This is a genomic window from Kosakonia sp., from assembly GCF_032052965.1.
Taxonomy (GTDB): Bacteria; Pseudomonadota; Gammaproteobacteria; order Enterobacterales; family Enterobacteriaceae; genus Kosakonia.
This window is the reverse complement of sequence record NZ_DAMBVN010000025.1, coordinates 1-15275: the sequence shown is the minus strand read 5'-3', so window position 1 is coordinate 15275 and position 15275 is coordinate 1. Positions and strand designations below refer to the sequence as shown.

Genomic DNA, 15275 nt, shown 5'->3' with positions numbered 1-15275 from the left:
GCATGCGGGTTGCAAAAGCGTGACAGATTACGGCATGGTGTGAGGAGAGAACGAAAACACTCCTGCGGAACAGAAAAAACCGGCCACAGGATAAGAAGCCCGACAGGCGGGTGAAGAAAAGGTACGTAATGAAAACCGTAAGCGTAAAAAATTTACTGATTGGCGAAGGCGCGCCAAAAATCATCGTCTCACTGATGGGTAACGATCTTGCCAGTATCCGTTCGGAAACCCAGGTTTACCAAAACGCCGACTTCGACATCCTTGAATGGCGCGTCGACCATTTTGCCCATGCGACCTCCGTTGACGCAGTACTGGAGGCCGCAGCGATCATCCGGGCGGCATTCCCCGACAAACCGCTGCTGTTTACTTTCCGTAGCGCTAAAGAGGGTGGCGAGCAGGCGCTTGCGGCTGAAGATTATATTGCACTCAACCGCGCCGCGGTCGACAGCGGACTGGTAGATATGATCGATCTTGAACTGTTCACCGGTGATGCGCTGATTAAACCTGCCGTGGCACAGGCCCAGGCGAAAAACGTGCGGGTCGTGATGTCCAGCCATGATTTCCAGACCACGCCGCCTGCGGAAGAGATTGTTGTGCGTCTGTGCAAAATGCAGGAACTGGGCGCGGATATCCCCAAAATCGCGGTGATGCCCCAGAGCAAAACCGACGTGTTGACGCTGCTTAGCGCCACACTGACGATGCAGGAGCAGTACGCTGATCGGCCAATTATTACGATGTCGATGGCAAAAACCGGGGTGATTTCGCGCCTTGCAGGGGAAGTGTTTGGGTCTGCTGCCACGTTTGGCGCAGTGAAAAAAGCCTCTGCACCGGGCCAGATCGCCGTGGACGATTTACGCGCGGTGTTATCTATCCTCCACCAGGCCTGACGGCCCCAGGCCGGATGCGGTGATCCGGCCTGGGCACGGCTCCCGGTTAGCCCGCTACTTAGACGGTGAGGATCGCATCCACATCGCCGTCAGGGCGGAGAGCAAACACCCTACCATCAGGTAAACTGCTACCGAATGCCACTCACCGCCAGAGAAGGTTAATAAGGCCGCGGCAATAAACGGGGTAAACCCGCCGCCCACTACGCTGGCGACCTGATACCCCACGCCTGCGCCGCTGTAGCGGTAACCTGCGCCGAACATTTCGGTAAACATTGGCTGCTGCACACAGACCACCATATCGTGAGCGATATTAGCCAGCATGAGCGAGAAGATCACCACGCCCAGAATCGAACGGGCTTCCAGCGCCATAAAAAACGGAAACGCGCTTAATGCCCCCACCAACGCACCGGTGATATAGATGCGCCGACGCCCGTAGCGGTCTGCCATCCAGGCAAACAGGGGGATGGTCAGGCAACTGATGCCGCCAACCAATAAACCAATATTGAGAAACAGTTCGCGCGGCATGCCGAGATTCTGAGTGGAGTAATTAAGCGCAAAGGCCGTCACGATATACATCGTGAGCAGCTCACACAGACGCAGGGCAATGATCTTCAAAAATGCCCCGGGGTGACGCACCAGCGCTTCAAACACCGGCAGGCGTTTTTTCGCTTTCGGCACCTGCTGGCCTTGCGCCTCTTCAAATTCAGCAGACTCTTCCATGCCGTTTCGCACCCACAGCGCGCCAAGTACCAGCACAATGCTGAACAGGAACGGCAAACGCCAGCCCCAGCTCAGGAACTGCGCGTCGGTGGTAAGCGAGCTGATTAACGACACCAGCCCGGTAGAGAGCAGCAATCCCACGCCATAGCCCACCTGCACGCCGCTGCTGTAAAACGCTTTTTTGCCCGCAGGCGCACTCTCCACTGCCAGCAACGCCGCCCCGCCCCATTCGCCGCCGACGGCGAAGCCCTGAATGGCGCGCAGCATTACCAACAGCGCAGGTGCCCACCAGCCAATGGTCGTAAAGGCAGGCAGAATGCCGATGCAGGCAGTGGCAATGCCCATCATCCAGACGGTCATCATCAACATTCGCTTGCGGCCCAGCCGATCGCCAAAATGACCGAAAATAATGCCGCCCAGCGGACGGAACAGGAAGCCCACGCCAAAGGTGGCAAAGGCCGCCAGCGTGCCCATCGCCGGATCGATCTGCGGGAAAAATTCGCGGTTAAAGACCAGCGCGGCGGTAATGCCGTAGAGTAAAAAATCGTACCAGTCGACGACTGCTCCGGCGAAGCTGCCCCAGGCAGCACGTCGGGCGCGATGAAGTGAAGGTGTCTCCTCATGAGGGCGGGGTGTAACGAGCGTGGAGTCCATAGTTGTCCTGTCCGTTTAAATTCCGAATTTTTTAGTTATTAATATTGGAAGAGGGTTACTCACATCGTGCGCGGCAAAATAAAAGCCGCAACTGAGACTACAGCGACAACCGCCTGCTGAAAACCCTTTTACAGGTACGGAAGCAGGAAAGGGGAATTTCACTCAGGGAAAGTGGATGGGCAGAAGATTATCCGGCCGCAGAAAAGCAAAAAGCCTGCTCAAAAGCAGGCTTTTCAAATTTGGCTCCTCTGACTGGACTCGAACCAGTGACATACGGATTAACAGTCCGCCGTTCTACCGACTGAACTACAGAGGAATCGTGTGAACGGGGCGAATATTAGCGGCGCCCCTGGCCCTTGTCAAAGCCTGATTTCACATTTCAGCGCGTTTGCCGAATTATTCTCCATTCTGTGCAGAACCAGCGCGTTGCAGTGGCGTTTTCTGCGGCCTGGGGTACTTCCACAACCAGCGGCCGCTGACCATACGCCAGTAGAACAACACGCCGCGTACCGCCCAGTCGAGGAACATCCCCAGCCAGACGCCAATCACACCCATGCCGAGCATGATGCCTAATACGTAACCGGCCACCACGCGACAACCCCACATGCCAATCATCGACACCCACATGGCGAAACGGGCGTCGCGCGCGCCTTTCAGCCCGGCGGGTAATACCCATGATGCCGCCCATATTGGCATAAACGCGGCATTCAGCCACAGAAGCACTTTAACGACCTCTTTTACATCCTCTTCCTGGGTGTAAAACGAAGCGAACAGCCCGGCAAAGGGGGCGGTGCCCCAGGCAATGGCAGTCAGCAAAAGGGTCGACAACCAGAACACATGCCGCAGTTGCCGTTCGGCCTGCGCGATTTGGCCTTTACCCAGCCGTTTGCCGGTAATGATCGTTGACGCGGATCCCAGCGCGTTGCCCGGCAGGTTGATAAGCGCCGCGACCGAAAAAGCAATAAAGTTACCGGCAATAACGTTGGTGCCCATGCCGGCCACGAACATCTGGGTCAGGAGTTTACCACCGTTAAACAGCACCGATTCGATACTGGCCGGGATGCCAATCCCCATCACTTCCCAGATGATGCCGAAGTTGAGCTTTTCGAAATAGCTCTTCAGCGAAATACGCAGTGACGGGTTAAAGCCAATCATCAGCACCCAGATAATCGCCACCGCGCCAATATAACGCGAGATGGTCAGCCCCAGCCCGGCGCCGGCAAACCCCATCCCTTGCCAGCCGAACAACCCGTAGATCAACACGCTACTGATCAAAATATTCAGGATATTCATGCCGCCGTTAATCAACAACGGGATTTTAGTGTTTCCCGCACCGCGCAGCGCCCCGCTGCCAATGAGCGCAATCGCGGCCGCCGGGTAGCTGATGACCGTCAACTCAAGGTAGGTGAGCGCGAGCGCTTTCACTTCCGCCGATGCCGCACCGGCAATAAAGTCGATGATTTCCGTGCCGAAATAGTGGATCACTGCTGCCAGTACAATGGCAAACAGGGTCATGATTACCAGCGACTGGCGCGTTGCCGCCCTCGCCCGCTCCGGATCCAGCTTGCCAAGACTGAAGGCTACCACCACCGTGGTACCGAGATCGATCGCCGCGAAAAAGGACATCACCACCATATTGAAGCTGTCTGCCAGGCCAACGCCCGCCATCGCCTCTTTGCCGAGCCAACTGACGAGGAAGGTGCTGAGCACGCCCATCATCAGAACGCAGGTGTTTTCCAGGAAAATAGGTACGGCAAGGGGGGTGATTTCTCGCCAGAACAGAACGCGGTAGCTGTTACGTTTTTTATACCAGGGGGTACGCATGGCGGCCTGGCGAAGGGATGTGACGAGGTTCAAAATTTTCCTTAGCCGTGAATGATGAAACCACATTTCAAATAATGGGGGAGAAACCCTGATCGTGCAAAGCTTTTCCTTAAAATTGGCGGCAATAGCGGCAAACTGTCGACGGAATCGGCAGTCAAGCGCGCGCGGCTAAAATGAGGTTTGACAAATGTTTTTTCGCCGCTAAGATAAGCCTCCACACGATTCCTCTGTAGTTCAGTCGGTAGAACGGCGGACTGTTAATCCGTATGTCACTGGTTCGAGTCCAGTCAGAGGAGCCAAATTTAAAAAGCCTGCTTTCGAGCAGGCTTTTTGCTTTTCTGCACGCCCTTCACGCCCTGGTTCAGGTAGTTGCGAGCCGCATCACGAAACCGTATGTTATGCCTCTTCTCTCCCGTTGGGTGATTTTTGCTGTACGCATTGAGGAAAAATGGACGCTTTATTTGTCTACGGTACGCTTCGTCCGGGCCAGTCAAATGCCCATATTCTGGAAAGCATCGGCGGCGAGTGGCTACCCGGTTATGTAACCGGTACGTTTTACGAACGCGGCTGGGGCGCTGCGGCGGATTTTCCTGGCATCGTGCTGGATAAAGACGGTGCAAAAGTACCGGGCTTTCTGTTTCTGTCAGCCAGACTTTCGGAACACTGGGCCATGCTGGATGCGTTTGAAGAGGGCTACGATCGGGTCGCGGTTGAGGTCACGACTGCCGATGAACGGCAGATCACGGCATGGATTTATCAGCTGCAGCCCCGTCGCGAGATACCGTAACCATTAACGCGGCGGAAAGTCTTTTTCATAGGCCTGCAAATGGTGGCGAAAAAAGGTTTCATAGATTTGCGCCGAGCGGACTAACGCCGTGACTTCAATGCAGGTTTCGCCCATTTCGGCGGAGTAATCGATGACGGCTATGGCCTGGCAGGAGACCTCTTCATGGGTGTCGCAGGTGTAGAGTTGATACACTGCATCAGACGCACCTGGCGTATAAAACGACGTCGGCTCCATGGCGCCATGCACGAAGCCCATTGGCGGATCGCCGGACTCAAGGGCGGTGTAACCAATAATATTTTCGCCGTGTTTAATCGCGTACTGCATGAGCCTCTTCCCGTTATTCATAAGGTTCAAAGCGGTAACCGCGTTTTATCGATTGCGGCTACTGTAGCTAAATCACTCTCTGAAGCATAAAGTGGCAGCCACTTATGCTATTTCCAGGGACGATATATGAAACGTTTACTCTTAACACTGTTGCTGCTTTCGCCCGCGGTGCTTGCTGATGAAACCTTATCCGCACCCGTCACTGCCGCGCTTAAATTTAATCAGTGGTATATCGGGCAGATTGAACAAGATAACTCACCGCTGGTTGATCCTGCTGCGCTGAAACCCTACGTCACACGCGATACGCTGCGGGCGATAAAAACACTCTATTCCGGCGACAGTAATGATAAAGACATGCCGGATATGGATATGTTTACCAAATCGCAGGATTTTGGCGAGGACTGGCGGCAGGTGAGCTTTGTATCCTCTGATTTTGACCCGACCTGTATCCATGTTTACGTTGCCTTTGGCGAGAAAAAAGATCACATCGTGGCCGACTGCATGGTGCAGGAAGACCATAAATGGAAGATCCGTTCGGTGACGTTGATCAAGTAGCACGCCGGGTGAACAGCCGCGTAGCGCCAGTTATTGCGGCTTGTCGGCTTGATGGCGTAACCCGCTTGCAAGCAGGGTGAAGACCTCAATCACCTTTGGCAGCGTTTGCTGCGGATCGTCGCTGGTGGCGATACAAAGGGCCGCATTCAGCGCAGCACTGTTTAACAGATGGGCCGCGACACTGGCGTCCACGGCTTTAATTTCCTGGCGTTCAATCAATGTTGTCAGCGTCTGACGCGTGGACGCAAGGCAGCTATTCTGGCTGGGCCACTGCGCGGGGTCGCCCAGAAACGCGGGGCCATCCAGCAACACGATACGCTGCACTTCCGGGTCCAGCGCCATTTTGATGTAGGCAATCCCCTCCGCCAGCAGACGCGCCCAGTCATCACTCGCACTGGCGGCTGCCGCTTTCGCACGTTGCGCCATTTCCCCGTCGACCTGAGCCACCACAGCAGCGAGTAGCCCTTTTTTATCGCCAAAGTTGTGATAAAGCGCGCCCCGGGTCAGCCCTACGCTGGCGGTCAGTTCATCCATTGATGCTGCGGCAAAGCCTTTTTCGGCAAAGGCTTTTCGCGCTGCCGCGATCATTCTCGCGCGATTCGCTTCCATCGTTTCAATGCGGCGTTTAGCAGCCATACGTCCTCCTGTGGGCAAAATGGGCCAGCTCATTTGACATACGCGGCGTATGTGATATCTATTTAACATACGCCGTGTATGTTAAATCATTTGGCGGCGTCACGCTTATCGAATTCAACGCTATTTGACCAAAGGAAGCCCTATGATCCCTCGCGAACCCGTTTTTCCTGCCAACCGTCACGCGCTGTATGAGGCACATGGTTACTCTGCTGCAATCCGTTCCGGCGACTTGCTGTTTGTTTCCGGCCAGGTCGGCAGCCGCGCCGATGGCTCACCGGAGCCTGACTTTGCCGCCCAGGTGCGGCTGGCCTTCGATAACCTGCAAGCGACACTGGCAGCCGCTGGGTGTACGTTTGACGATTTGATTGATGTCACGACCTTTCACACCGATCCGCAACAGCAGTTTCCTACCATTATGGCCGTGAAACAGTCCCTTTTTCCCCAGCCTCCTTATCCAAACTGGACCGCCGTGGGCGTCACCTGGCTTGCCGGTTTCGATTTTGAAATTAAGGTGATTGCCCGCATTCCCGCCGGGCAAAACTAAAGGCGTAACGCCTGCCAGGCTTCTGAAAGGCATAGCACGGGATGTAGAGATACCAGACTCACAGGAAAATCATCGTGAGTCTGGATTGCATCAGAACGACCGGGTCAGAGAGGTAACCTGCAAATCAGCGATACCTTCAAGCGCGCGCACCAGTTCCTTAAAGGGCGCGGCCTGGGCGTGGTTTTCGAGCATGCTGGTGGAGGCCCAGCGCTCAATCATCACAAACTGATGATCGTTATCGCAATTGAGATGCAGCTGATACTGCTCGCAACCCGGTTCCCCCTGAACATCCCGTTCAACCGTTTTCAGCGCCTGTAACACCTTTTCACGCGCGCCGGGATGTGCGGTGATGGTGGCAACAATGGTGATCGCATTATGCATGTGGGTATTCCTTTGATGGATAAACATAAGACAAGCATACGCTCACAGCCGGGACAGATAACCCCTCTTTTTTGGCTAACACCTTAACCCCGGCAGTGAAAATGTGGTCATTGCGCCTCAGCAACCGCTGAGAAACCTGCTGTGGTTTGCCAGGAACAGAGATCAGGGTCTACGGGCAAAAAAAGGCGGGGAAAGGCCTGTTCCCCGCCTTTATATTGACGACAGTATCAGCTGCCGCGATAGGTGGAATAACCATACTGGCTGAGCAACAGCGGGACGTGATAGGTCGTCGAGGTACTGGTGATATGGAACTCAACCGGAATTTCAGGGAAGAAACTCGGTTGTTTTTGATCGGCGAAGTATTTGCCGGTTTTAAAAATTACCCGGTAATCCCCCGCTTCGAAAGGTTTTTCCGGCCATAACGCCTGAACACGGCCATCCTGATCTGTGCTGGCCGTATTCAGCACCGTCCAGTTTTCCCCCTGCTTCTGCTCGAGCGTTACCGCAACGCCTGCAGCCGGGGTGCCTGTTTGCTGGTTCAGTACATGGACGCTAAGCGGGTTTTTTGCCGCGGCAAGCGTAATGGCAGGGGCAGCAAGCAGTGTGGCAAGGGATAAAGCCGCAACAGTGTTTTTCATCTTAGATTCTCCTGTGTTAATGACCCCGCTGTTATACCTGCCCGGTTACCTGTATTGCCTGTCAGCAAGATGACGATATTGTCATCTGGCGCTGAAACACTGGGGCAGCCAGAAATTTCGTGGCACACTGCCGCCATGAAACTGTTACTGATTGAAGATAACCAGAGAGCCAGCGCCTGGGTGCGGAAAGGGCTTGAAGAAGCGGGCTATATTGTTGATCACACTGCCGACGGGCGGGACGGCTTACATCTGGCGCTGTCGCACCCTTACAGTCTTGTGATCCTGGATATTATGCTGCCCGGTATGGATGGCTGGCAGGTACTGCAAACCCTGCGCACCGCCAGCAATACGCCGGTCATTTGCCTGACGGCCAGAGACTCTGTGGATGATAGGGTTAAGGGGCTGGAACTGGGTGCGAATGATTATCTGGTTAAACCCTTCTCCTTTGCGGAACTGCTGGCACGGGTCAGGAATCAGCTCCGGCAACAGACACCACACGGTACCACGCTGCGCGTAGCCGATTTGGTGATGGACTCGTCGCGCTTGCAGGTGACGCGAGAGGGTAAGCCTATCGCACTGACGCGCAAAGAGTTCATGTTGCTGTGGCTGCTCGCCAGCCGCCACGGTGAGATCCTGCCGCGAACACTGTTGGCCAGTGAAATTTGGGGGGTTAATTTCGACAGTGAAACTAACATTGTCGATGTTGCTATCCGCCGACTGCGCCGTAAAGTCGATGATCCCTTTTCGCATAAGCTCATCATGACGGTAAGAGGTATGGGCTATTGTTTGTCTGAAAAGGGGTCTGGTGATGTATAGCCCTTCACTGACGCTCCGCCTGACGGCCATTTTTACGCTGATTATGGCGCTGGCCTGCGGCGGCATTAGCCTGCTTCTGTATAACGCATTACGCAGCGAGCTGGTGTGGCGCGACGATCAAACGTTGATCAACCGGGCCGCACAATTAAGACAACTGCTTGAAGATGGCGCACAACCTGGCGATCTGCCGCTCTATTTCAACCGTATGGTGGATACCCGCCAGGATATTCTCAGCATCCGTTCGCAGCACGTGCAAAACGTCAGTATCAATCACACCGGTGTGACGATACCTCCTCTCGCCGCGGTGCCGGTAAGCAGCCCACCGAATGAGAAACAGCTACACCGTTGGATCAATGCTGACGGCACAGAAGCCTCGGCGCTAAGCCTGCAGGCCCGTTCACCAACAGGGCCGGTGATCATTACGCTTGCCCGTGTTGCGCGGGAACGCGCCGTAATGCTGGAGCGCTATCGCCAGCAAAGCATTCTGGTTTCCCTGGCCGCCCTTTTGCTGTGTGCCGTTCTCAGCCCGTTACTGATCCGCCGGGGGCTTCGCGCTATTAGCCGGTTGAGCCACATCATGGCGGAAACCGGCAGCGATCGGTTAAGTCAGCCGGTGCCGCTGCCCGCCCTACCAAAGGAACTGCTGCCGCTGGGAGCTGCACTCAATACCATGCGCCAACGTTTGTCGACGGACTTTATCCGTCTGACCCAGTTTGCAGACGATCTGGCGCATGAGATCCGCACGCCGATCAATGTCCTGTTAGGCCAGAATCAGGTAGCGCTGGGCCATGCGCGTTCCGTTGCGGAATACCAGACCCTGCTGGAAGGGAACATTGAAGAACTGGAGGGGCTGTCGAGGCTGACGGAAAACATTCTCTTTCTTGCCCGCGCCACGCATTACAATATCAAGCTCAATAAAGAGACGTTCTTACTCTGTGACGCGCTGGAAACGCTGATCGATTTTCTTGAACCGCTGGCGGAAGAGCGGGAAATGCAAATAGCGCTTAATGCCGAAGGCAGCCTCAGCGCAGACAAAATGCTATTCCAGCGAGCCATTACTAACCTGCTAACCAATGCTATTCGTTATTCGCAAGGCCCAGGGATGATAACGGTCAATACGCGTCATCACACTGAATGCGTAGTGATTGAGATAGCAAACCAGGGCGCTGCTCTGGCCGAGCCGGATAAGGTTTTCGAACGGTTCTGGCGTGGCGACAATGTGCGCCACACGGCCGGAAGCGGGCTGGGGCTGTCGCTGGTGAGCGCCATCGCCACCTTGCATGGCGGCGATGCGTATTACCGGCACGAGAGTGGACACCATATCTTTGGCCTCAGACTGCCTGTGTGAGGTGACGCTGCGGGCAAACGCGCAGGCGGCGGACGAAATGGGTTACATACACCCCTCCTTCGCTGACAAGTCATGTCGTTTACAGGTTTACGTGTTTATTGTCTGCGGTGAAAATTCCAACACCCCTTTGTCATTTTTCTTTTCGGATAATCCTGTACGGGTTACCGCCCTCCTCACCCAAACCTGGTAACTTGAGGAATTTTGCAGACCTGTGTACCCTCATTCAGGGCCCGTGCTGCCCGCCGCTCGCTTCCTTCCGGGAAAAGGTGAAAGCATGTTTGTTCTCAACCTCATTAATTTTATCACTCTTGATGGTCGGGATGCGGTAATGCGAGCGCCCTCAATGCCTGACGCCAGGAGGAAATATGTTTTCTATCGAGCAAGCCAAACAAATGGCGGCAAAATTAAAAGCCTCGCTTGCGTTGCGCGAGCATAAGATTTCTTATTCCATCGCGCTTGAAATGGTTGCACACCAGTTAGGCTTCAGAGACTGGAATACCGCTGCAGCCACGTTGTCCCCAGAGATCTCCCCTTCTCAAATTCACTTCAATACATCCATACCGATATTACGGATTTTTGATGTTCGAAAAGCACAGGAGTTCTACCTTGAATTTCTGTCCTTCAGCGTTGAATTTGAACACAGGTTTGAACCCAACTTACCTTTATATATGGGCATTACCCGCGGGGGTTTGCAGTTACATCTTTCTGAACATCACGGCGACGCCAGCCCAGGCGCAACGATATTTATCCCAATGACGAATATTGCGTTATTCAGAGATGAACTGCACGGCAAACAGTATGGATATGGCCGCCCGGAAATAATTAAACAGGATTGGGGAGACGTGATGGAAGTCCATGATCCGTTTGGCAACCGGCTCCGCTTCTGCCAGAGCTAGTTCGTCCGGCTTAAACGAGGAGACCGCAAGCAGGCGGTCCTTGGTGAGCATAAAAAGCCTTGTCCGGTTTGGCACAGAGCGTGCGGTCAGTCTGGTCTGTTGTGCAGGCGTGGCATGACGGCCAAACTAAAAGCCAGGCCTCTCCGGGTTCTTGATCGGGTGGAAACAGTAAAACAGGTGCAGCAGACCGACATCGTGCCGAACGGGTTAAGAACGGGATTTTTAAAACTGCCATAGATTAAGATCTACAAAGACTTTACCGTGATACCGGCAGACAGGAGTATGCCAATGAAGCTCAGTTCGAAGAGCGTCAGAATCATTAACCTTTCACATTTCCTCAACCCGGGATAGGAAAGGATGACATTTCCCGTACTGAATGCTGTCACAAACATTCCCAACGATGAAGCCGCCAATAGGCTTCAGAACATAACCGGATTCCAGTCGGGCCCTTTTAATTCCTCTTGCTTCAGAACACCAGCCATAACGACCGACTGTAAGATCCCAAGCGCTATTAATCCGGATGTTTCATTAGCGATTTTGCAGTAATGGGATAAAAATACCTTAAAGCTACGCAAATTACAGAAAAGCACTACTTTTTTGAAGTTAATCATCGAGATATCCCTTTGCCGATTGACGCTTTATAATTGGTGCTTTTAAGCGTATATGAATGCGATAATAATATATATTTTCGCCTTTCAAGGCATGACTCTAAAGAATATCTTAGGGGGGCATAATTCATTTGAACTCTCTTTCGATAAGATGGATTTTACCCTCTATTTTAAGAAATATTTCAAACACTTTAATGTATTTATCCGCATTTGGATTTTCAATGATTTGATTTTTTAATTCTTCAAAATCCCTTACCTCTTGACTTTTCCCTGTATCAATCCAGTATACAATATTTATGTTCACTTTATGACTTTTTGCAAAATCAATAAGAATATTTGTACAGCTCTCACAAGGGATCCGTTCTGTTATCATCAGGACAGTATCAAAAATAAATAGGTTATCTGTAATCACCTGATGTAGTACATTGAATAGAATCCTTTCAGAGTCATGAAGGCGGTTATTTTCACCACTGTAAAAAGGTGTAACTATCAAACAATCATTTGAAGGTGGCGGCGGAAAAACACAAATTTTATCTGTAGATTTATGACGAAACCTTTTCTCAACACCACTGCCGATCAGCGATGCAATATAGCTTGGAATAGTTGAACCGTCAAAATATGAGTTAAATTGCTTCTCTCTTACCTCATCTCGACATTTCATGCTGGCGGCAATGAAACTGTTACTTATTACAACATCATCTTTGAACAAACTGCAGATTGCTATATTACCGACCAGGGCTTTTTTTAAATTATTTTTATTTACCACCCCCGAAAAATCAGGAACAGTCTTGCTAATCTCGTCCTCATAGTTTCTGTATTCCAGTATATGATTGAAACCATTGACCAACTCTTTATAATAACGTTCACTAAACATTACGAGTCCCTTTTTGGAAAATTTTTTTCGGCCCAGGTTTTCTCTTCATAAGCCAGGCCATTAAATTACAACCTGGAATCTAAAATGTATAGCCAAATCCGCCTGGTAAGAGGTTTGTTTTCAGACGTAATATGGGTTGATGCTTAGAGGCCTCCAATGATGCGGAAAATCAAGCATCACTATCTCTGATAACGATATATCCCCCGCACTCCATTGGAAGCTACGGTGCTGATCCGTAATGATGAATATTTATTTAGCGTTGTCGATCTACACGCTTATATCAAAGCATCATCCCTTATTATTGCAGCAGACCGGCATCTTCCCAGCCCGAGAAAGCAAGATTGCCGATGCTGCATGTTCTCCATCAGAGGCTGTAATCAATGTCGCAAGGGCTTGCCTACGCCGTATCGGGCTCAGATCCACTCTGGAGTACCAGCGCTATAGCGTTCACCGAATGCCCCGTCAGGCAGTATCCGTGATATCTCGTCAATATCTTCCTGTGTGAGAGACAACTCAGCGGCCCGGATATTTTCTACGAGACGATCCTGACGACGGGTGCCGGGAATGGGCACAATGTCATTCCCCTGCGCAAGCAACCAGGCCAACGCGAGCTGGGAAACCGAGGCCCCTTTCTGTCTGGCAAGCACCGTCAACTGTTCTACTGCGGCACGGTTTTTCTCGAAATTACCCGGTTGCCAGCGTGGGTCGAAGCGTCGGCTGTCAGTCTCGTCATACTCTGCAGCAGGCCTGACGTCTGCAGTCAGGAACCCCCGGCCAAGGGGGGCGTAGGCGACCAATCCGATCCCGAGTTCACGCGTTACGGGCAGGATTGCCTCTACATCACGCTCAAAGACCGAATATTCCGTCTGCAGAGCGGCAACTGGCTGGACCGCATGCGCCTTGCGGATGGTTTGGGGCCCGGCTTCACTGAGGCCGAAATATTTCACCTTTCCTTCCTGAATCAGGTCCCTGACCGCACCAGCAACATCCTCAATCGGAACGTTTGGGTCGACCCGGTGCTGGTAGAGGACGTCAATGTATTCAACACCAAGATAGCGAAGGCTGTTTTCAGTCACTTCACGGATATGCTCCGGCCGGCTGTTCATGGTGCACTCGCGGGTCAGTCCGAATTTGGTAGCGATGACAACATTTTCGCGGATCCCCCTGAGGGCACGCCCCACGAGTTTTTCGTTGTCACCCCATCCGTAGACTTCGGCGGTGTCGAACAGGGTCACGCCAAGATCATAAGCGCGCCTGATCGTTTCTATACCCTGTTGCTCATTACTCGGCCCGTACCAGAGGGTGATACCCATGGCGCCGTAACCCATTGCAGAGACTTCGGGGCCGTGTTTGCCCAGTTTGCGCTTTTGCATTTGTCACTCCATTCGCTCTAAAGCATGAAGCGTATGGCACCAGAGCGATCCCCGCGATACCTGATAATATCGAAAGATTGCCCGATCCTGCCTGAGGCTTGACAGTAATGCACAAGCAGCGTGGAATGTCATAATGACACCCTTAGATGCTCTCTGCGCCACGGCGCTCCACCATGCCGGGGAGGCCTGGTCACCACTCCCAGGACTGAAGATCTCTTCGTTGGACGCTCCGACGGAAATGATTCCGCTTGTCTATAAGCCAGTGGCCTGCCTTGTTCTCCAGGGAAAGAAGAGAACGCTCATCGGCAATGAAGTACTCGAATATGGCCCGGGTGATTGCCTGATTGTGGCAGCCGAATTGGCTGCGATGGGACAGATCACTGAAGCCAGCCCTGATAAGCCCTTTCTTGTTGCGAACCTGTCTCTCTCCCCGTCACTTATCTCCTCTCTTATGGTAGACGTGGCAGCGGTCCCCGAACCGTCAATGCCTTCGGGCTTTAACCTGGCGATGGCCTCACCACTCCTCCTTGAAGCATGGCGACGACTGGTTGAACTCCTGGATCGCCCGCATGAGATACCCATTCTGGCCTCGCATATTGAATATGAGCTGCTCTACAGGCTGTTGACAGGAACACAGGGGGGACTTCTCAGGCAGATGGCTGCCGTGGATTCGAGTCTTACGCAGATTCGTCGGGCGATGGAATGGATCCGCAAGCGCTATGCAGTTCATCTTAGTATTGAGGAGATGGCGGAAGTCGCAGGGATGAGCGTATCGGCCTTTCACCGGCGCTTTAAGGCCGTTACCGGAATGACTCCTCTCCTTTATCAGAAGCATGCCCGCCTTCATGAAGCCCGAAGGCGCATTGTGGCTGAGAATGCAAAGGCTGCAACGGTCGCGTTTGAAGTCGGATATGAAAGTGTTTCTCAGTTCAGTCGGGAATACAAACGGATGTTTGGAGATCCACCGCGCCGGGACGCGGCAAAAATCCAGTCCGTTGGCGCTCGCTGACACCAAAATATTTTTATCTTACCCATGGCTTATCGTGCCCGAACCCTGGCTGATTAACGCAACCTTTATCGTCAACCCAAAAATTAGGGGTAGAGTAACCTTCCTTCAACACGCTAGTCTGCGTACGGCCAGTGACGTTAACATTTTTCCAATGCGCTAATTTTGAGGAGAAGGTATGCCCACACTGTCTGGAAACATACAGCTGTTCTATCGTGAAGAAGGAAACGGGCCCTTAGTCATAATGCTTCATGGCCTTCTGATGGACGGGCAGTGCTGGATAGATAACGGTTTTGTATCCGCTTTTAGCTCGTCATTCAAAGTGGTAGCCCCAGATTTGCCTGGACACGTGACCTGCTCCCCATTGATTAATACACATCGATGTTAGTAATGTCTTCATAAGC

Annotated in this window: 17 protein-coding genes and 2 tRNA genes; 9 read left to right on the top strand and 10 right to left on the bottom strand. The window is 52.8% G+C overall.

The genetic code is table 11. The annotated features are described in order from the left end of the window. The first annotated feature begins 128 nt into the window (after positions 1 to 128). Positions 129 to 887, top strand: a complete 759-nt coding sequence (gene aroD, locus RTX30_RS20900) for a type I 3-dehydroquinate dehydratase (protein WP_312692451.1) — start codon at positions 129 to 131, stop codon at positions 885 to 887. A 54-nt stretch (positions 888 to 941) separates the two neighbouring features. Here aroD and shiA read toward each other — a convergent pair whose 3' ends face one another. The 4 genes from shiA to RTX30_RS22415 form a co-directional block, all read right to left on the bottom strand. Then, complete coding sequence (gene shiA / locus RTX30_RS20895; protein ID WP_312692449.1) at positions 942 to 2261, bottom strand: shikimate transporter; 1320 nt, start codon at positions 2259 to 2261, stop codon at positions 942 to 944. A gap of 240 nt (positions 2262 to 2501) precedes the next feature. Continuing rightward, a tRNA-Asn gene (locus RTX30_RS20890) sits at positions 2502 to 2577 on the bottom strand. A gap of 80 nt (positions 2578 to 2657) precedes the next feature. Then, a complete protein-coding gene (locus tag RTX30_RS20885; RefSeq protein WP_312692447.1) occupies positions 2658 to 4151 on the bottom strand; it encodes an EmmdR/YeeO family multidrug/toxin efflux MATE transporter in 1494 nt (497 codons plus the stop codon). After that, on the bottom strand, positions 4127 to 4303 hold the full coding sequence (locus RTX30_RS22415) for a DUF5951 family protein (protein WP_409429838.1): 177 nt from the start codon (positions 4301 to 4303) through the stop codon (positions 4127 to 4129). The genes RTX30_RS20885 and RTX30_RS22415 overlap by 25 nt, the downstream gene beginning before the upstream one ends. A 5-nt stretch (positions 4304 to 4308) precedes the next feature. Between RTX30_RS22415 and RTX30_RS20880 the strand changes: the two genes are divergently transcribed. Together RTX30_RS20880 and RTX30_RS20875 are read left to right on the top strand one after the other, a co-directional pair. Then, a tRNA-Asn gene (locus tag RTX30_RS20880) sits at positions 4309 to 4384 on the top strand. Between the two features lie 149 nt (positions 4385 to 4533). Next, a complete protein-coding gene (locus RTX30_RS20875; RefSeq protein WP_312692445.1) occupies positions 4534 to 4872 on the top strand; it encodes a gamma-glutamylcyclotransferase family protein in 339 nt (112 codons plus the stop codon). Positions 4873 to 4875: 3 nt separating this feature from the next. Here the strand turns inward: RTX30_RS20875 and RTX30_RS20870 are convergent, their stop codons facing one another. After that, positions 4876 to 5196 (bottom strand): hypothetical protein, encoded by a 321-nt coding sequence (locus tag RTX30_RS20870; RefSeq protein WP_312692443.1) that lies wholly within the window; start codon positions 5194 to 5196, stop codon positions 4876 to 4878. A gap of 126 nt (positions 5197 to 5322) precedes the next feature. Between RTX30_RS20870 and RTX30_RS20865 the strand changes: the two genes are divergently transcribed. Continuing rightward, the gene (locus RTX30_RS20865) at positions 5323 to 5751 is read left to right on the top strand and encodes a DUF3828 domain-containing protein (protein ID WP_312692441.1); all 429 of its coding nucleotides are present in this window, start codon (positions 5323 to 5325) and stop codon (positions 5749 to 5751) included. Between the two features lie 30 nt (positions 5752 to 5781). Here the strand turns inward: RTX30_RS20865 and RTX30_RS20860 are convergent, their stop codons facing one another. Beyond that, positions 5782 to 6387 (bottom strand): TetR/AcrR family transcriptional regulator, encoded by a 606-nt coding sequence (locus RTX30_RS20860; RefSeq protein ID WP_312692439.1) that lies wholly within the window; start codon positions 6385 to 6387, stop codon positions 5782 to 5784. Positions 6388 to 6529: 142 nt separating this feature from the next. On the opposite strand from RTX30_RS20860, the gene RTX30_RS20855 reads away from it, so the two are divergent. Continuing rightward, entirely contained in the window at positions 6530 to 6931 is a 402-nt protein-coding gene (locus RTX30_RS20855) for a RidA family protein (protein ID WP_312692437.1), read from the top strand. A gap of 90 nt (positions 6932 to 7021) precedes the next feature. Here RTX30_RS20855 and RTX30_RS20850 read toward each other — a convergent pair whose 3' ends face one another. Beyond that, positions 7022 to 7312 carry an antibiotic biosynthesis monooxygenase family protein gene (locus RTX30_RS20850; protein ID WP_312692435.1) on the bottom strand — a complete coding sequence of 97 codons (291 nt, stop codon included), beginning with the start codon at positions 7310 to 7312 and terminating at the stop codon, positions 7022 to 7024. 227 nt (positions 7313 to 7539) lie between these two features. Beyond that, positions 7540 to 7950, bottom strand: a complete 411-nt coding sequence (uraH, locus tag RTX30_RS20845; RefSeq protein WP_312692433.1) for a hydroxyisourate hydrolase — start codon at positions 7948 to 7950, stop codon at positions 7540 to 7542. Between the two features lie 135 nt (positions 7951 to 8085). Here uraH and hprR point away from each other — a divergent pair, with 135 nt between their 5' ends. The 3 genes from hprR (at position 8086) to RTX30_RS20830 (ending at position 11010) form a co-directional block, all read left to right on the top strand. Next, positions 8086 to 8766: a response regulator transcription factor HprR gene (gene hprR / locus RTX30_RS20840; protein ID WP_312692431.1), complete on the top strand. Its 681-nt coding sequence runs from the start codon at positions 8086 to 8088 to the stop codon at positions 8764 to 8766. Further along, positions 8759 to 10114, top strand: coding sequence for a heavy metal sensor histidine kinase (locus tag RTX30_RS20835; RefSeq protein ID WP_312692429.1), 1356 nt, complete (start codon positions 8759 to 8761; stop codon positions 10112 to 10114). The genes hprR and RTX30_RS20835 overlap by 8 nt, the downstream gene beginning before the upstream one ends. 365 nt (positions 10115 to 10479) lie before the next feature. Continuing rightward, on the top strand, positions 10480 to 11010 hold the full coding sequence (locus RTX30_RS20830; RefSeq protein ID WP_312692427.1) for a glyoxalase superfamily protein: 531 nt from the start codon (positions 10480 to 10482) through the stop codon (positions 11008 to 11010). A 735-nt stretch (positions 11011 to 11745) separates the two neighbouring features. On the opposite strand, the gene RTX30_RS20825 is transcribed toward RTX30_RS20830, so the two are convergent. Both RTX30_RS20825 and RTX30_RS20820 read right to left on the bottom strand, forming a co-directional pair. Then, a complete protein-coding gene (locus RTX30_RS20825) occupies positions 11746 to 12492 on the bottom strand; it encodes a deaminase domain-containing protein (protein ID WP_312692425.1) in 747 nt (248 codons plus the stop codon). A 413-nt stretch (positions 12493 to 12905) separates the two neighbouring features. Beyond that, on the bottom strand, positions 12906 to 13865 hold the full coding sequence (locus RTX30_RS20820) for an aldo/keto reductase (RefSeq protein WP_312692423.1): 960 nt from the start codon (positions 13863 to 13865) through the stop codon (positions 12906 to 12908). Positions 13866 to 13998: 133 nt separating this feature from the next. Between RTX30_RS20820 and RTX30_RS20815 the strand changes: the two genes are divergently transcribed. After that, positions 13999 to 14874, top strand: a complete 876-nt coding sequence (locus tag RTX30_RS20815) for an AraC family transcriptional regulator (protein ID WP_312692421.1) — start codon at positions 13999 to 14001, stop codon at positions 14872 to 14874. Positions 14875 to 15275: the final 401 nt, after the last annotated feature.

What these genes read in the sequence shown, in the direction of transcription:
- aroD (WP_312692451.1), top strand. Translation starts at nt 129, where the DNA reads ATGAAAACCGTAAGCGTAAAAAATTTACTGATTGGCGAAGGCGCGCCA.
- shiA (WP_312692449.1), bottom strand. Translation starts at nt 2,261, where the DNA reads ATGGACTCCACGCTCGTTACACCCCGCCCTCATGAGGAGACACCTTCA.
- RTX30_RS20885 (WP_312692447.1), bottom strand. Translation starts at nt 4,151, where the DNA reads ATGTGGTTTCATCATTCACGGCTAAGGAAAATTTTGAACCTCGTCACA.
- RTX30_RS20875 (WP_312692445.1), top strand. Translation starts at nt 4,534, where the DNA reads ATGGACGCTTTATTTGTCTACGGTACGCTTCGTCCGGGCCAGTCAAAT.
- RTX30_RS20870 (WP_312692443.1), bottom strand. Translation starts at nt 5,196, where the DNA reads ATGCAGTACGCGATTAAACACGGCGAAAATATTATTGGTTACACCGCC.
- RTX30_RS20865 (WP_312692441.1), top strand. Translation starts at nt 5,323, where the DNA reads ATGAAACGTTTACTCTTAACACTGTTGCTGCTTTCGCCCGCGGTGCTT.
- RTX30_RS20860 (WP_312692439.1), bottom strand. Translation starts at nt 6,387, where the DNA reads ATGGCTGCTAAACGCCGCATTGAAACGATGGAAGCGAATCGCGCGAGA.
- RTX30_RS20855 (WP_312692437.1), top strand. Translation starts at nt 6,530, where the DNA reads ATGATCCCTCGCGAACCCGTTTTTCCTGCCAACCGTCACGCGCTGTAT.
- RTX30_RS20850 (WP_312692435.1), bottom strand. Translation starts at nt 7,312, where the DNA reads ATGCATAATGCGATCACCATTGTTGCCACCATCACCGCACATCCCGGC.
- uraH (WP_312692433.1), bottom strand. Translation starts at nt 7,950, where the DNA reads ATGAAAAACACTGTTGCGGCTTTATCCCTTGCCACACTGCTTGCTGCC.
- hprR (WP_312692431.1), top strand. Translation starts at nt 8,086, where the DNA reads ATGAAACTGTTACTGATTGAAGATAACCAGAGAGCCAGCGCCTGGGTG.
- RTX30_RS20835 (WP_312692429.1), top strand. Translation starts at nt 8,759, where the DNA reads ATGTATAGCCCTTCACTGACGCTCCGCCTGACGGCCATTTTTACGCTG.
- RTX30_RS20830 (WP_312692427.1), top strand. Translation starts at nt 10,480, where the DNA reads ATGTTTTCTATCGAGCAAGCCAAACAAATGGCGGCAAAATTAAAAGCC.
- RTX30_RS20825 (WP_312692425.1), bottom strand. Translation starts at nt 12,492, where the DNA reads ATGTTTAGTGAACGTTATTATAAAGAGTTGGTCAATGGTTTCAATCAT.
- RTX30_RS20820 (WP_312692423.1), bottom strand. Translation starts at nt 13,865, where the DNA reads ATGCAAAAGCGCAAACTGGGCAAACACGGCCCCGAAGTCTCTGCAATG.
- RTX30_RS20815 (WP_312692421.1), top strand. Translation starts at nt 13,999, where the DNA reads ATGACACCCTTAGATGCTCTCTGCGCCACGGCGCTCCACCATGCCGGG.